The organism is Bradyrhizobium sp. CCBAU 53351 (genome assembly GCF_015291745.1).
Taxonomy (GTDB): domain Bacteria; phylum Pseudomonadota; class Alphaproteobacteria; order Rhizobiales; family Xanthobacteraceae; genus Bradyrhizobium.
The window spans coordinates 1,047,871-1,061,968 of sequence record NZ_CP030059.1 but is presented as its reverse complement, the minus strand read 5'-3'; the positions used below and the strand labels follow the sequence as shown (position 1 = coordinate 1,061,968).

Annotated in this window: 16 protein-coding genes and 1 tRNA gene; 8 read left to right on the top strand and 9 right to left on the bottom strand. The window is 64.5% G+C overall.

All coding sequences use genetic code 11. The annotated features are described in order from the left end of the window. The gene (locus tag XH83_RS05070) at positions 1 to 705 is read left to right on the top strand and encodes a response regulator (protein WP_194405958.1); all 705 of its coding nucleotides are present in this window, start codon (positions 1 to 3) and stop codon (positions 703 to 705) included. Beyond that, positions 702 to 2,288 carry an ATP-binding protein gene (locus XH83_RS05065; protein ID WP_194405957.1) on the top strand — a complete coding sequence of 529 codons (1,587 nt, stop codon included), beginning with the start codon at positions 702 to 704 and terminating at the stop codon, positions 2,286 to 2,288. Before XH83_RS05070 ends, XH83_RS05065 begins: the two co-directional genes overlap by 4 nt. Here XH83_RS05065 and XH83_RS05060 read toward each other — a convergent pair. Continuing rightward, positions 2,285 to 2,425, bottom strand: coding sequence for a hypothetical protein (locus tag XH83_RS05060; protein WP_164718835.1), 141 nt, complete (start codon positions 2,423 to 2,425; stop codon positions 2,285 to 2,287). The two genes, XH83_RS05065 and XH83_RS05060, sit on opposite strands and share 4 nt — an antisense overlap. Before the next feature lie 81 nt (positions 2,426 to 2,506). On the opposite strand from XH83_RS05060, the gene XH83_RS05055 reads away from it, so the two are divergent. Continuing rightward, positions 2,507 to 3,076 carry an alpha-ketoglutarate-dependent dioxygenase AlkB gene (locus XH83_RS05055; protein ID WP_194405956.1) on the top strand — a complete coding sequence of 190 codons (570 nt, stop codon included), beginning with the start codon at positions 2,507 to 2,509 and terminating at the stop codon, positions 3,074 to 3,076. Positions 3,077 to 3,136: 60 nt separating this feature from the next. Here XH83_RS05055 and XH83_RS05050 read toward each other — a convergent pair whose 3' ends face one another. Both XH83_RS05050 and XH83_RS05045 read right to left on the bottom strand, forming a co-directional pair. Further along, the gene (locus tag XH83_RS05050; RefSeq protein WP_194405955.1) at positions 3,137 to 5,287 is read right to left on the bottom strand and encodes a methyl-accepting chemotaxis protein; all 2,151 of its coding nucleotides are present in this window, start codon (positions 5,285 to 5,287) and stop codon (positions 3,137 to 3,139) included. Positions 5,288 to 5,289: 2 nt separating this feature from the next. Further along, entirely contained in the window at positions 5,290 to 5,616 is a 327-nt protein-coding gene (locus tag XH83_RS05045; RefSeq protein WP_194405954.1) for a hypothetical protein, read from the bottom strand. Positions 5,617 to 6,028: 412 nt separating this feature from the next. Here XH83_RS05045 and XH83_RS05040 point away from each other — a divergent pair, with 412 nt between their 5' ends. Then, a complete protein-coding gene (locus XH83_RS05040; RefSeq protein ID WP_194405953.1) occupies positions 6,029 to 6,958 on the top strand; it encodes an alpha/beta hydrolase in 930 nt (309 codons plus the stop codon). 202 nt (positions 6,959 to 7,160) lie between these two features. Further along, positions 7,161 to 8,384 carry an ABC transporter substrate-binding protein gene (locus XH83_RS05035; RefSeq protein WP_194408173.1) on the top strand — a complete coding sequence of 408 codons (1,224 nt, stop codon included), beginning with the start codon at positions 7,161 to 7,163 and terminating at the stop codon, positions 8,382 to 8,384. Positions 8,385 to 8,423: 39 nt separating this feature from the next. On the opposite strand, the gene XH83_RS05030 is transcribed toward XH83_RS05035, so the two are convergent. Further along, positions 8,424 to 9,983, bottom strand: coding sequence for an adenylate/guanylate cyclase domain-containing protein (locus XH83_RS05030; protein WP_194405952.1), 1,560 nt, complete (start codon positions 9,981 to 9,983; stop codon positions 8,424 to 8,426). 188 nt (positions 9,984 to 10,171) lie between these two features. On the opposite strand from XH83_RS05030, the gene XH83_RS05025 reads away from it, so the two are divergent. Continuing rightward, positions 10,172 to 11,263: an enolase C-terminal domain-like protein gene (locus XH83_RS05025; RefSeq protein ID WP_194405951.1), complete on the top strand. Its 1,092-nt coding sequence runs from the start codon at positions 10,172 to 10,174 to the stop codon at positions 11,261 to 11,263. 9 nt (positions 11,264 to 11,272) lie between these two features. Here XH83_RS05025 and XH83_RS05020 read toward each other — a convergent pair whose 3' ends face one another. After that, positions 11,273 to 11,695, bottom strand: coding sequence for a RidA family protein (locus XH83_RS05020; protein ID WP_194405950.1), 423 nt, complete (start codon positions 11,693 to 11,695; stop codon positions 11,273 to 11,275). Positions 11,696 to 11,733: 38 nt separating this feature from the next. Here XH83_RS05020 and XH83_RS05015 point away from each other — a divergent pair, with 38 nt between their 5' ends. After that, a complete protein-coding gene (locus tag XH83_RS05015; protein ID WP_194405949.1) occupies positions 11,734 to 11,898 on the top strand; it encodes a hypothetical protein in 165 nt (54 codons plus the stop codon). After that, positions 11,895 to 12,359: an NUDIX hydrolase gene (locus tag XH83_RS05010; RefSeq protein WP_194405948.1), complete on the top strand. Its 465-nt coding sequence runs from the start codon at positions 11,895 to 11,897 to the stop codon at positions 12,357 to 12,359. The genes XH83_RS05015 and XH83_RS05010 overlap by 4 nt, the downstream gene beginning before the upstream one ends. A 12-nt stretch (positions 12,360 to 12,371) precedes the next feature. Here XH83_RS05010 and XH83_RS05005 read toward each other — a convergent pair whose 3' ends face one another. The 4 genes from XH83_RS05005 to cpdR form a co-directional block, all read right to left on the bottom strand. Then, positions 12,372 to 12,617: a hypothetical protein gene (locus XH83_RS05005; protein WP_194408172.1), complete on the bottom strand. Its 246-nt coding sequence runs from the start codon at positions 12,615 to 12,617 to the stop codon at positions 12,372 to 12,374. A 5-nt stretch (positions 12,618 to 12,622) separates the two neighbouring features. After that, positions 12,623 to 13,096 (bottom strand): L-2-amino-thiazoline-4-carboxylic acid hydrolase, encoded by a 474-nt coding sequence (locus XH83_RS05000; RefSeq protein WP_194405947.1) that lies wholly within the window; start codon positions 13,094 to 13,096, stop codon positions 12,623 to 12,625. A 184-nt stretch (positions 13,097 to 13,280) separates the two neighbouring features. Next, a tRNA-Val gene (locus tag XH83_RS04995) sits at positions 13,281 to 13,355 on the bottom strand. Between the two features lie 75 nt (positions 13,356 to 13,430). Further along, a complete protein-coding gene (gene cpdR, locus XH83_RS04990) occupies positions 13,431 to 13,790 on the bottom strand; it encodes a cell cycle two-component system response regulator CpdR (protein WP_007597092.1) in 360 nt (119 codons plus the stop codon). Positions 13,791 to 14,098: the final 308 nt, after the last annotated feature.

Below are 14,098 nucleotides of genomic sequence, written 5' to 3'. Positions count from 1 at the left end.
TTGGCGCATCGCATCCTCATCGTCGACGACGAAGGCCACATCCGCGAGGTCATCCGCGTCGCCTTGAAGAAGGCCGGCATGGACGTGATCGAGGCCCGCGACGGCAAGGAGGCGCTTCTCCGCGTCGCCGCCGACAAGCCCGACCTGATCGTGCTCGACATCGGCATGCCCGAGTTCGACGGCCTCGACGTCTGCCGCGAGGTGCGCAAGACCTCCGACGTTCCGATCCTGTTCCTGTCGGCGCGCGACGAGGAGATCGACCGCATCCTCGGTCTCGAAATCGGCGGCGACGACTATGTGACAAAGCCGTTCAGCCCGCGCGAGCTGGTGGCGCGGGTCAATGTCATCCTGCGCCGCCTCAGCCCGCGCAACGGCGAGGTCAAGGCTGACGCCAGCACGCTCTCCCAGGGCGGTCTGCTGATCGATCCCGAGCAGCACGTCGCGTCCTTTGCCGGCACGCCGCTGAAGCTGACCGCGATCGAGTTCGGCATCCTGCGTGCGTTCCTGACGCGGCCGACCTCGGTGTTCAACCGCGAGCAGCTGATGCGGGCGGCCTATCAACTCAACATCCAGGTCTCCGACCGCACCATCGACAGCCACATCCGCAACATCCGCGCCAAGCTCGCGGCGCAGGATTGCGAGAGCGTGATCGAGACCATCCACGGCGTCGGCTTCAAGCTCGGCCGCTGCGAGAAAGAGGCATGAGCGCGGCGCCCGACAAATGGCGGCCGTCGCTCGCCCTCGTGATCTTCACGGTGCTAGCCACCGTCGCCGTGCTGCCGCTGGTCGGCCTGTTCTTCTTCCGCCTCTACGACAACCAGCTGATCCGCCAGACCCAGGCCGAGCTGATCGCGCAGAGCCGCGTGCTCGCGACGATCTATGCGCAGGAGGTCACGGCAAGGCTCGACAACGGCCTGACGCTCGGGCCCGAGGTGCCGCCGAACGTGCTGCCCGACCCCGGCGACCAGGTCACGCCGATCCGGCCCGCGCTCGATCTCACCGCCAACGACCTGCTGCGGCGGCGACCGGATGCGCTGCCCGCGTCCCAGCCCGCGCAGCCCGGCTATGTCGAGATCGGCGCAAGACTGACGCCGATCATCCGCGAGACCCAGAAGGTGACGCTGGCGGGCTTCCGGATCCTCGATCCCCAGGGCGTCGTCGTTGCCGGGCGGCAGGAGGTCGGGCAGTCGCTCGCCCATATCGAGGAGGTCGCGGACGCGCTGCACGGGCAATACCGCGCGACCTTGCGCAACCGCGTGCCGGACAAGCCGCCGCCGCCGATCTACTCCTTCAGCCGCGGCCTTGGCGTGCACGTGTTCTCGGCGATGCCCGTGATCGTCAACAACCGCGTCGCGGGCGTCATCTACACCACGCGGACGCCGAGCAACATTTTCGATCATCTCTACCAGGAGCGGGCCAAGTTCGTGCTGGCGGGACTTGCCGTGATCCTCGGCACGATCGCGATCGGCCTGGTGTTTTCGCGCACCATCACCCTGCCGATGCGCGAGCTGATCGACCGCGCCGCCCGGATCGGCCGTGGCGACCGCGAGGCGTTTCGGCCACTGCGGCATTACGGCACGCGCGAGTTCGCCCAGCTCTCGCACAGCTTCCTCGGCATGGCCGAGCAGCTGGCGCGGCGCTCGGACTATATCGCGACATTCTCGGCCCACCTCACCCATGAGCTGAAATCGCCGCTGACCTCGATCAAGGGCGCGGCCGAGCTGTTGCAGGATTCGGTTCAGGGCAAAGCGGGCAGCCTGACGCCGGCGGAGCAGAACACGTTCATCGCCAACATCCTGTCCGACACGCAGCGGCTGGAGGCGATGGCGCAGCGCTTGCGCGAGCTCGCCCGCGCCGAGAGCCTGCCGCAGAACGAGCGCACCGAGCTCGCGCCGGTGATCGCCGACCTCAAGAGCCGGTTTCCCGCGAGCTCAATCGAGGCGAGCGGCGTCCTCGACCGCGCCATCGGCATGTCCGGCGAAAAGGCGCTGATCGTGCTGTCGCATCTTGCCGACAACGCTGTGCGGCACAAGGCGCGGTCAATCCGGCTGGAGGTGAGCTTCGAGCGGACGACCCTGCGTCTGACGGTGAGCAATGACGGCGAACCGATCTCGGCGCCGAACCGCGACAGGATTTTTGACGCGTTCTTCACCACCCGCCGCGACCAGGGCGGCACCGGGATGGGGCTGGCAATCGCACGCGCGGTGATGGCGAGCCATGGCGGCTCGATCAGCCTCAGGCCGACCGACGAGGGGGCCGCCTTCGAGCTTCGGTTTCCAACGGCCTAGATCGCGAATACCCAGGCCGCGACGATGGTGCCGATGGTGACCAGACCGGCGATGGTCCAGCCGGCGGCATATTCCAGTTCGGGGTGACCGGTCGCCCGCATGATCTCTGCCGGATCGGCGGTATGCTTCTGTGCCATGACAGCCTCTCGCACGTTCCTTCCCGCGTCATATGTAAGTCGCTTGGGCCGGCAAAAGGTTCCGTCACGGAAATGCGAGGAATGACGCAGCTCGGATTATTCGCTGAGCCGGAAGCTGGGCCTTCCGGACTTCGCTATGTCGACAATTTTATCGAAGCCGCCGTCGAGCAGGATCTGATCGGCCGCATCGCAGCATTGCCGCTCGAGCGTTTCCAGTTCGGGGCGTTCGAGGGCAACCGCCGGGTGGCGTCGTTCGGCTACCGCTATGACTATTCCCTGCAACGGCTGGCCGAGGCGGAGCCGATCCCGGCCTGGCTCCTGCCGATCGCGCGGCGGGCCGAGGCGTGGGCGGGGCTGGCGGAGGCCAGCGTCCAGCAGGTGCTCTGCACCGAATACGAGGTCGGCGTCGGCATCGGCTGGCACCGCGACAAGCCGCATTTCGACAAGGTCCTCGGACTGTCGCTCGGCTCGGCCTGCAAGTTCCGCTTCCGCCGCCGCAGCGGCGACAAATGGCAGCGCCACACGCTCGAGGCGCAGCCGCGCTCGCTCTACATGATGGACGGTGAGGCGCGCTCGCAATGGGAGCATAGCATCCCGCCGGTCGAGGCGCGCCGTTACTCCGTCACGTTCCGGACCATGAAGCGGACCTGACAGGCCGCCCAAAACAAAACTTCGAAAACAACCCCATGCACAGTAGACCGCCCAGCCGCTTTAAGCCGCGCGGATGCTCGCCAGGAACCTGTCGACTTCGGTCTTGAGCCGATTGCTCTCGATCGACAGCGACTGCGCCGAGGACAGCACCTGAGACGAGGCTGATCCCGTCTCCGACGCGCCGCGCTGCACGTTGGTGATGTTCGACGAGACGTCCTGCGTGCCCTGAGCCGCCTGCTGCACGTTGCGGGAGATCTCCTGGGTCGCGGCGCCCTGCTCCTCGACCGCCGCAGCGACCGCCGCCGAGATCTCGGACAGACGGCCGATCGATTCTCCGATCGTCCCGATCGCGACGACCGATTCCTGTGTCGCTACCTGAATACCAGTGATCTGTTGGCTGATCTCTCCAGTCGCCTTGGCCGTCTGCTCCGCCAGCGCCTTCACCTCGGACGCCACGACGGCGAAGCCCCGACCAGCATCCCCGGCGCGCGCGGCCTCGATCGTCGCGTTGAGCGCCAGCAAATTGGTCTGGCCCGCGATGCTATGAATCAGCTCAACGACGTCGCCAATCCGGGCGGCAGCTCGCGACAATTCGCTGACACGGTCGTTGGTCTGCCGGGCCTGAGTGACCGCCTCAGCCGCCATTCTGGCGGAGTCCTGTACGCGATGGCTGATTTCCGTCACTGAGGACGACATCTCCTCGGTCGCCGAGGCGACGGATTGCACGTTGGTAGATGCCTCCTCCGAAGCCGCCGCGACGGCGATCGACAGTTGCTGGGTCGATTCAGCGGTGCTCGTCAACGTTCCAGCGGATGCTTCGAGCTCCGTTGCCGCGCTCGCCACGGTTTCGATGATGTTCCCCACGGCGGCTTCGAACTCGCCCGCCAGCCGGCGCATATCGGCCTGACGCTGGGCTGCTGCGCGCCTCTCCATATCGCGTTGCGCCTCCCGATCGAATCCAAGCTTGGCCTGGAGCGCCTGAAGATTGCGCAGTGCAACCCCAACTTCGTCGTCTCGCTCGACATTGACGCGGCTGTTGAAGACCCCTTGCGCGATCTTCGACATGATGTCGTTCAGATGGCCGAGCGGCCTTGCGATGGCCCGGACGGTCGCCACGGAGAACCAGGCCGCCAAGAGCAGACCAAGGCACAGCGCGGCAATCGCGGCGACTTCCGCAACGAGGAACGTGCTCTCCGCTGCGTCATACTCGAACTTTGCTTCCTTGACCTGAATCGAGACCAGACGATCCATGTCCACCTTCGCAGCCTGGAAAAGGTCCGCCGCCCTGCCGGTCATGTGAACGTTCAGTTCGTCATATTTTCCGTCGGCCAGCATTGCGAGCGCCGGCTTGAGGCCATGATCGACATACGCGATGCGCTTCGGGGTGAACGACTCCGCGACCGACTTCTCTTCCGGGGTCAAGTAGGTGGACATGTAGTCCGACCAGAGCCTGGTGATCCGTCCGATGTTGGCCGTGATAATACCCTGGACCTCCGAGAGATCGCGGCGGTTACGTCCCTCGATAGCGGATCGCAACATGACGAGCGAATTTTCCTTCATGCGGTCGTTGATCTCGAAGAGCTGGGCCAGAGGAACCGAGCGATCCTCGTAGATCGACTTGGCGCGCTGATTGACTTCCTTCAACCCCAGCAAACCGACGGCACCGATGACCAGCATCGCGAGAGACAGCACGCCGACCATCGTGGTCAGACGCGCCTTGAAGGACCTCGTGAATGGAGCAAGGACGTCGAAAATCGAGCGCTTGCGGATCATGCCCGCCTCGATCTTGAAGGCGCCCGCCTTCTTCTCCCGGATCGCTGCGTAGACCTGTTCGGCTTGTTCGCGCTGGTCTCGGGGCAGTTTGGTGCGGATGGACATGTAGCCGACGACACCTTCCCCTTCCCAGATCGGCGTCGCGCTGGCCATCACCCAATAATAGTCGCCGTTCTTGCGCCGGTTCTTGACGGCACCGGCCCAGGGCTTGCCGCTCTTCAGCGTCTCCCAGAGATTGGCAAAGGCTTCAGGGGGCATGTCCGGATGCCGAACGATGTTGTGCGGCTGTCCGGCGAGTTCCTGTTCAGTGAACCCCGAGGCCTGGACGAATTGATCGTTGAAATAGGTCAGCTTACCCTTGAGATCGGTCTTCGAGACAATCAGCGTCTCATCCGTGAGCGGATACTCGGTTACGGTAATAGGCAGATTGGTTCGCATCGTTATTTTCCCGGAAAAGCAGGGCGTCGGCTATCGTCAGGTGGCGCCCCGAACTGGAGGAGCAATATCTTGAGATGCGCGACTTCGAGCAAACGCTGGGTGAGTTCGATCCGATCGCTGAATAGCCGACGCATTTCGGGATCGTGAATACGCGGTTCGATGATGCGCGCATGCTGGATGGCAAGTTCGAGTTGGCTGGTCAGTAGGCCGAGCGCATCTCCTGCGCTCGCGCACAATGCGGCTGCCCCAACGTACTTTTTTGAGCCGCAAGGCCCCTTCGGCGCTTCGGCGTCACAACGCTTCGAGCGGAATTGAATGACATTCGCCATGCTGTGTTCCCGCGGCGGAAAATCCGCCGACGAGATCGCTAGTATCCTATTCGAGTTATCAGTGTATTTGACCGATCTACGACACTCTGGCCGGATTCTGTCACACGCGTTAAGCCGGCAGTGGCGTTTGACGGTAACGGGGGCGGCCATTCTAAGCCTGAGCTAAAATAGCTATCGATAATCGGCAGCGCTTGAGCGCCACGCAGGTCCGCCGGGGACCAAGGCGCACGCTCCGGCAGCCTTGGGCGGGATGACTTTGCAACTTGCATTTGGGTGAGCTTCGGACCCTGGCATATCCCGACGAGCGTGGCACGCCGCGAAATTGCCTCAAGCCGACACAAAACTATAAAGGCGAATTGAAAAGACAGGCCAAACGCGAGAGCCGATATGAGAGCGCAACGCTAGCATCAAAATGAAGAATCATCTCGCATTTCTCCTGGTTCTCGCCGCGACGGCAGCTTCCGCCCACGGTCCCTTGCCGGCCCGGCTGCCTCCGCCCTCCGATCTCGTGCAGGCGGGCCTCACCGATTCCGACACCACCGCCGGTGGCACCGCACGGCTCTGCGAGCAAGTCACCTTCTCGCGCGGCCTGCGCTACGGCGAGAGCGAAGCCAATGTGCTCGATGTCGCCACCAGCGCCACCAAGGCGGACACGCCGCGGCCGGTGCTGCTGTTCGTGACCGGCGACACCTTCACCGGCGACCGCGCCGCGCCGGAATTGTCGCGCCAGATCCAGGACCAAGCGATGTGCTTCGCCGCGCGCAACGACCTGATCGGCGTGCGGGTCAACTATCGCCTGGCGCCCGCGGCGACGTGGCCCGCCGGGGCGACCGACGTGGCGGCGGCGCTGTCCTGGGTTCACGGCAATATCGACCTGTTCAACGGCGACGCCCGCGAGATCGTTGCGGTCGGCTACGGCGCGGGCGCTTTCCATGTCGCCACCCTGCTGGCGCATCCCGAGTTGCAGACCGATCGCGCCGATGTCGCCGCCGTCGTGCTGGTGTCCGGCATCTACCGCGTCGGCAAGGAGGCGAGCGACAGCGAGAAGGCCTATCTCGGCAGCGACGTCAGCCAGTACAACAAGCGCTCGGTTTTCCCGGGCATCCTCAACGTCGATGTGCCGATCGTGCTGGCCTGGGCCGCGGACGATTCCACGGGCACCGTCGCGCAGGGCGAGACCTTGAAGAAGACGCTCTGCGGCGCCGGCCATTGCCCGCGCAGCGCGCTGCTGCGCAGCCGCGACGGCATCGCGAGCGCCTTCGGCCTCGACGGCTCCGGCGACAGCCTCGCCGAGCCGACCTTGCTGCTGGTGCATCAGCTGGAGGCGCGGGGGCTGCCGTAGCGGTTGCGCCGGCAGCGAGGCGTCTCACACACAGGCGCATAACCCGCTGCGACAGCCGGTCAACATGCCTGCCGTTTATTCGCCGCGTGCACTCGCCTGAACCCCTGCCAGGCCACACGATTGCCAAACGCTTGACCTAGATCAACCGCCCTGGGTGCGGATTGAGCCGACCTCGTTGGGGGCCAACGACAAGGTGTCGAGCATGCGCGTCACCGGAAAAGTGCTGTTCGTTCTGATCGCCGCTCTCGCCTCACTGGGGGCGATGTCGCAGCAACGCGCCGAACAGGCGGCGGACGACAAGGAAATCCGCATCGGCAATGTCATGCCGTATTCCGGACCGCTGTCTGAATTCGGCGCGATCGGCCAGGCGGAAGCCGCTTACTTCGACATGATCAACGCGCGCGGCGGCATCAACGGCCGCAAGATCCGCTTCATCACGCGCGACGACAATTCCGATCCGTCGGCCGCGCTGGAGCTGACGCGCAACCTGGTCGAGAAGGACGACGTGCACCTGATGTTCGGCTCGTTCGGCACGCCCGGCAATCTCGCCGCGCGCTGGTATCTGAACGAGAAGAAGATTCCTCAACTGTTCGTCGCCTCCGGCGACGAGGAGCTGAGCCAGGCCAGGGCGTTCCCCTGGACCATGGGCTGGCAGCCGTCGATCCGGTCGGAAGGGCGCATCTACGCCAACTACATCCAGGCCTATTACCCCAGGAAGAAAATCGTCGTGCTCTGGCAGAACGACCAGTTCGGACGCATGCTCTACAAGGGGATCCAGGACGGCCTCGGCGACCTCAACCGCCATGTCCTCGTCGACATCGCCTTCGACATCGGCGACGAGCATCTCGACGGGCACGTCTCGATCCTCAAGCGCGCCGGCGCCGACATCTTCGTCTTCCTCGGCGTGCCGTCGACGGCCTCCAAGGTGATCAAGCTCGCGGCTTCACTCAACTGGCGCCCGGTCTTCATCGTCAACGACACCTCCGCCTCGATCGCCAATGCGATGGCGCCCGCGGGCCTGGAGAATTCGGCCGGCGTGATCTCGGCGGCCTTCCTGAAGGACCCGAGCGATCCCGCCTGGAAAGACGATCCCGCCATGAAGCAATGGTTCGCCTTCATGGAAAAGTACCATCAGGTCGAAAGCACCAACAACAACGCCGCGGTCTACGGCTATGCCGCGGCCGAGGCGTTGACGCAGGTGCTGAAGCAATGCGGCGACGACCTGTCACGCGAGAACATCATGCGCCAGGCGGCTTCGCTGAAGGGTTACAACCCCTCCGTCGCGCTGCCCGACATCAGGATGAATACCTCGCCGAGCAACTATCTGCCGATCAGGCAGATGCGGCTGGTGCAGTTCGACGGACGGTCGTGGCAGCCATTTGGGGAGGTGATCGAGACGGCATTCACGGAGGGGGCGGCAAGGTGAGATGATGGGTGCGCGCGGTGACGGGGAGGGTCGGAAGATTCACGCCGGCTTCAGCGAGGCCAGCGCGCTCTCCAGCAGCGCGCGCACCCGCGCGGCATCGCCTGACTTCACCACCGCCGGGTCGAGGTACAGCTCGAGCCCCGGCGCGCGCTCGGTGATGATGCCGCTGTTCTCCCCCGCATCGTTCAGTGCGTCGACCGAATAGGGAATGACCTCGCGGCTGATGCCCTTCATCGTGATCGCCGGCAAAGCGTGGGCGCGAACGATGTCGCTGACCAGGGCAAAAGTCTCGTAGCTCAGCACGATGCCGCCGGGCTCGGCGATCGACTGCAGCCGCGCGGCGAGGTTCGCCTCGGCGCCGATGATGGTATAGTCCATGCGGTCGGAGCTGCCGAAATTGCCGACATTGCAATAGCCCGAGTTGATGCCCATGCGCGAGCGGAACGGCTGCTCGATGCCGGACGCCCGCCATTTCGCATTGAGCTCGGCAAGGCGCTGCTGCATGTGCCAGGCCATCTGCAGACAGGCCTGCGCATCGGCGCGGTCGCCCCTGGTCTCGGGATCGCCGAAGAAGATCAGCATGGCGTCGCCGATGAACTTGTCGATGGTGCCGCCATGATCATGGGCGATCGCCGACATCTCCGTGAAATATTCGTTGAGGAGCTGGGTCAGCTGCTCCGGCTGCAGCCGTTCGGCGGTAGCCGTGAAATTCTGGATGTCGGAGAAGAAGATGGTGAGCTTCTTGCGCTCGGTGTGGATGGTGACGTCCTTCTGGCCGGAGAAGATGCTCTTGTAGACCTGCGGCGGGATGTAGCGCGAGATCTTCATCGACAGCGAGGCCAGGAAGTCGTTGGCGGATTCGAGCTCCCGGTTCATGGTCTTGATGCGGCCGGCCTGCCTTCGCTGCAGCGAGAGAAACGAAAGGCCGCTGCCGGCGGCGATCAGGAAATAGGCCAGCAGGAACTTGAACGAGAAGATGTTGGCGGCGATCGGCTGCGCGATGATCACCTCCTGGATGCCTCTGACGTCGCCGACCTTCCAGTCCTTCTTCGGACTCTCGGGATGGCTGTTGTGACAGCTCACGCAGGCCGGGCCCATCGTGACGGGCGCGACCAGGCGAACCTTGTCCGAGAACAGCGAAGTCTCGGTGTCCAGGATCTTCTGCTCGGGATCCTTGCGGAGCGCGTCGAGCGCGTCCTTCTCGAACTTGTCGAGCTGGTGCGACGCGCGGTTCTGGAACGGGAAGTCCGAGACGAAGCGATAAGTGATGTTCTCCTGCTGTGCGCCGATGACCCGTCCGAGCTCCAGCGACAGCGTCGCCGGAATCGGGATCGCGCCCGGCACGGACTCGTAATTGTGCACCACCTTGGTGGTGCCGTCAGGGTTCGCCAGCACGCGCCCGACCACGTTGGAGGCGTAATAGCTGCGCACGCTCGTGATCACCGAGTTGAGATCGACCGCCTGCCGACGCAGCGCGGTCTTGGAGAGCTCGGTCAGGTCCAGCCACACCGCGAGCGGCAAGGCGAGCAGCAGGAAGGCGATCACGGCCCCGATGAGGATCCCGTTCTTGCGCTGTTCTTCGGATATCTCTTGTTTCACGCCATGGCTCCGTTGTGTACCTTTTTGTCGCAAACTCCTGGAATTTGCGGCAAGGAATGCGGCGGCACAGAGCCCAGAAAACGCTGACACGCGCAACCCCCTTTCATGGTGGTCGGACCGGGCGCCTTTTCGTTTCATGACGAATGTTTAAGATCGGCATCAATCTGCATTGATCGGAGCCAGCGCCCATGACCGAGACCATCCGCATCAAGCGCTTTCACGTGCGTCCCGTGATCGTGCCGATGAACCTGCCGCTCAAAACCTCGACCGGGGACGTGGCGAAGGCGCCGCTCGTGTTGATCGACTGCGAGACCGACCATGGCGCGCGCGGGCACGCTTATTTGTTCTCGATCACGCCGTCGGCCTTGAAGCCGCTGACCTCGATGGTCGCGGAAATGTCAGAGCTGCTCGCCGGCGACGAGCTGCTGCCGTTCGAGATCGAGCGCAAGCTAACCCAGCGCTTCACGCTGCTGGGCCTCGCCGGCCTGCAGCGACTGGCGCAATCCGGCATCGACATGGCGGCCTGGGATGCGCTCGCCCGAGCCAAGGGGCTGCCGCTGGCGCGCCTGCTCGGCGGCGCCCCGAAACCGGTCAAGGCCTACAATTCGAAGGGGCTCGGCATCATGCCGGCGGGCGCCGCCGTGGACGAGGCGCACAAGCTGCTGGCTGAAGGGTTTCGGGCCGCCAAGATCCGCGTCGGCCGTACCGACGCGCGGGAGGATCTAGCCGTCGTCCGCGCGGTGCGGAAAGCAGTCGGCGACGAGGTCACCCTGATGTGCGACTACAACCAGGCGCTCACGGTGACGGACGCCATCTGTCGCGGCGAGATGCTCGACGACGAGGGCCTCAGCTGGATCGAGGAGCCGATCCGCCACGACGATTATGCCGGCTGCGCCCGCATCGCCGATGCGCTGCATACGCCCGTCCAGATCGGCGAGAATTTCGACAGTGCGTTCTCGATGCAATCGGCGCTCGCGGCGGAAGCCTGCGACTACGTGATGCCCGATGTGCAGCGGATCGGCGGCGTCACCGGCTGGCTGCGCGCCGCCGCGCTCGCGCAGGCTGCCGGCATCGAGATGTCCTCGCATCTGTTCTCTGAAGTCAGCGCGCATTTACTCTGCGTCACGCCGACGGCGCATTGGCTGGAATATGTCGACTGGGCCGATGCCGTGCTGTCGACGCGCCTCGAGATCAAGGACGGCTTTGCGCTGCCGAGCGAGGAGCCTGGGAACGGGATTGCGTGGGACGAGGCGGCGGTCGCCAGATATCTCGTCACATAGCGACGCCTGCTACGATCGAACGGCGGCAATCATGTTCAATTCGACCGGAGCCCCTCGCGGCAACTCGGCGACGCCGACGGACGTCCGCGTGTGGCGGCCGCGATCGCCGAGGCGTTCGATCAGCCGGTCGGAAGCCCCGTTCATGACTTGCGACTGCTGGGTAAATCCAGGCGCTGACGCGACGTATCCCACGACCTGCAGGATTTGGACGATCCTGTCCTCTCCGCCTGTGGCGTGGTTGATGGCGGCGATGCAGAGATCGGCGCAGAGTGCCGCAGCCTCCTGCGCGGCCGCGATATCGACGTCGGCGCCGACCTTGCCTGCACACAGCAGGTCCTCGCCGCGACGGGGTAGCTGGCCGCTGACATAGGCAATTCCACTGTGAATGATGACCGGCAAATAGTTGCCGCCAGGCTTGTTCACGCCGCTCATCTCGGTTGCTCGCCTCTTTTCGCATCGGCAAACGACGCATGGGCATCGTCGCCGTGGTGGACGCGTGGACAATGGCAGGCGGCCCGTCGCGGATCAAGGTCGCGACGCTCTTGCATGCCGGGGGTGTGGCGGATCCGGCCCGACAAGACTTCGCCTTCCGCGCATTGCGCAGCTTTGGCGAGCGCGATAACGATTCTCCATGACCATTTGGCGCCCTCACTCCCATATCCGCGCCGTCGCGCTCGGCCTGCACTGGCGCGGCGGGCGGCTGCTGGCGGCCGAGGTGCGCGATGATGCGGGGCGGATCAAGGGCGTGCGCCCGCTCGGCGGTGAGATCGAGTTTGGCGAGAGCTGGCAGGCCGCGCTGGTGCGCGAGTTCAGCGAAGAACTCGGCATCGACGTCGCCATCACGAGCGAGCCGCGGATGATGGAGAACATCTTTGTGCATGAGGGATCGACCGGCCACGAGGTGATGTTCATCGCGGAGATCGCGTTTCCGGACGGCGCATTCGCCGGCCAGGACCGCATCGACTTCCGCGAGGACAACGGCGAAGAGATCGTCGCGCGCTGGTTCGACCTTGCCGATCTCGATGTCGCGGGCGGACCGCACCTCTATCCAACCGGGCTGAAGGACGTGCTGCTCGGGCGGAAGAACCGGTCCTGATGGACGCTCTGGCTACCACATCTCCGCGCCGGGGATTTTCCTGCGCACCGCCATGCGCTGGATCCAGAGGCAACGGCGAACGGATCTGCTGGAGCGGCCGACGGCGGAGATCCCCTCGCCGGCCTGAAGCAACGGCGCCACGTTCTGGCGCAGTTCGCGGCAGCGCTGGAGCTCGGCTTGCCAATCGACGATCCCAGCCTCAGCGCGCAGGGCGATCGACGCCAGCAACACCATGGCAGGGCAGATCGCCCTGATCATTGCCTTCATGGCGCTCCACCCTTATCGCGCCGGTAGCGGAAGTCGCAACGATCGGCGCCTTGCATGATCGTCTGCGTGCGCGTGAGCCGGACGTCAGCGCCAAACCCTTCCGCGGTCGCGAAGTCGGCGGTGCAGACCAGCAGGAAGCCGAGCTCCGGCTCGCCCAGCGCCTTGTAGAACTCGGCATAGGCGCAGCGCGTCACATCGAACGCGAAGGCGTCGTGTGACTGCTCGATCACGTCATAGGCGAGCGCGTCGTCGCGGGCGTAGGTTCTGAAGGCCGAGGACACGGCCTTGCCAAGGTCGCTCTCTTTCTTGGCCTTCCAGAATTCCTCGCCGAAGCCGCGATAGAGATCGCCGAGCGCCTTGCGCACCAGCGCGTTGGCCCGCGCCGCGCCGAGCTCGGCCTGCAGCGCCTTGACCAGCGGCACCAGCACCTGCGCCTGGATCTTGGCTTGCTCGATGACGGATATGCTCATGGGCGGTCTCACGTCAGAGACGGCATCGTAGCCCGGATGGGACGCAAGCGTCATCCGGGACGGCGCGATTCGTTCGGAGATACCGAGCAAGGCACCTAGGTCCGTCTTCGCTCTGCGAGCTACGCCGGACACGCTTCGCCTTTATTGGGCGTGGTTGCGCCACGCGACGCCTTTTGGCGAAGCGTGGTGGGCACGACAGGGATCGAACCTGTGACCCCTACCATGTCAAGGTAGTGCTCTCCCGCTGAGCTACGTGCCCTAAAAGTCCACTTGGGTCGGGTGGGGTCCCTATAACGGCTCAGGGGACCCGGCGCAAGGACGGAAGGAGGCCTATTCAGGCCGCCAGCATCTTGTTCACTTCGCTGACCAATTCGCGCAGGTGCACGGGCTTGGACAGCACCTTGGCATTCTTGGGGGCGTCCGAATCCGAGTTCAGGGCGACCGCGGCGAAGCCGGTGATGAACATGATCTTGATGTCGGGGTCGAGTTCCGAGGCCCGGCGGGCGAGCTCGATGCCGTCCATCTCCGGCATCACGATGTCGGTGAGCAGCATCTCGAACGGCTCTTCGCGCAGCCGCTGATAGGCGGCCATGCCGTTGTCATGGGACGAGACCTGAAAACCGGCGTTTTCCAGCGCCTTGACCAGGAAACGGCGCATGTCGTTGTCATCTTCGGCGAGCAGGATCTTTGGCATGGCAGGAATCGTCGCATCCCCAGAGGATATCAGCAGAGATCACTAAGCCCGACAGAGGGTAAATTTGGGGTGAAAATCTTTACCCTGGGCCGGCTCGCGCTGCCGCACCCTTGTGAACCGGAAAACGGCTCGAAGCAATCGAACCGCGCCGGCGCATCCCCGCCTCCCTGCCCGCACGGTTAAGACGTGTTCCAAGGGACCGCTACATCTTTTCGCTTGGCAGAATGGTTGCGATTCCGGACAATGACGACACATAAGAGCCGCATCCATCGGCCGAATCACTGCGGTCTGGCCCCTGCCAGATGCCG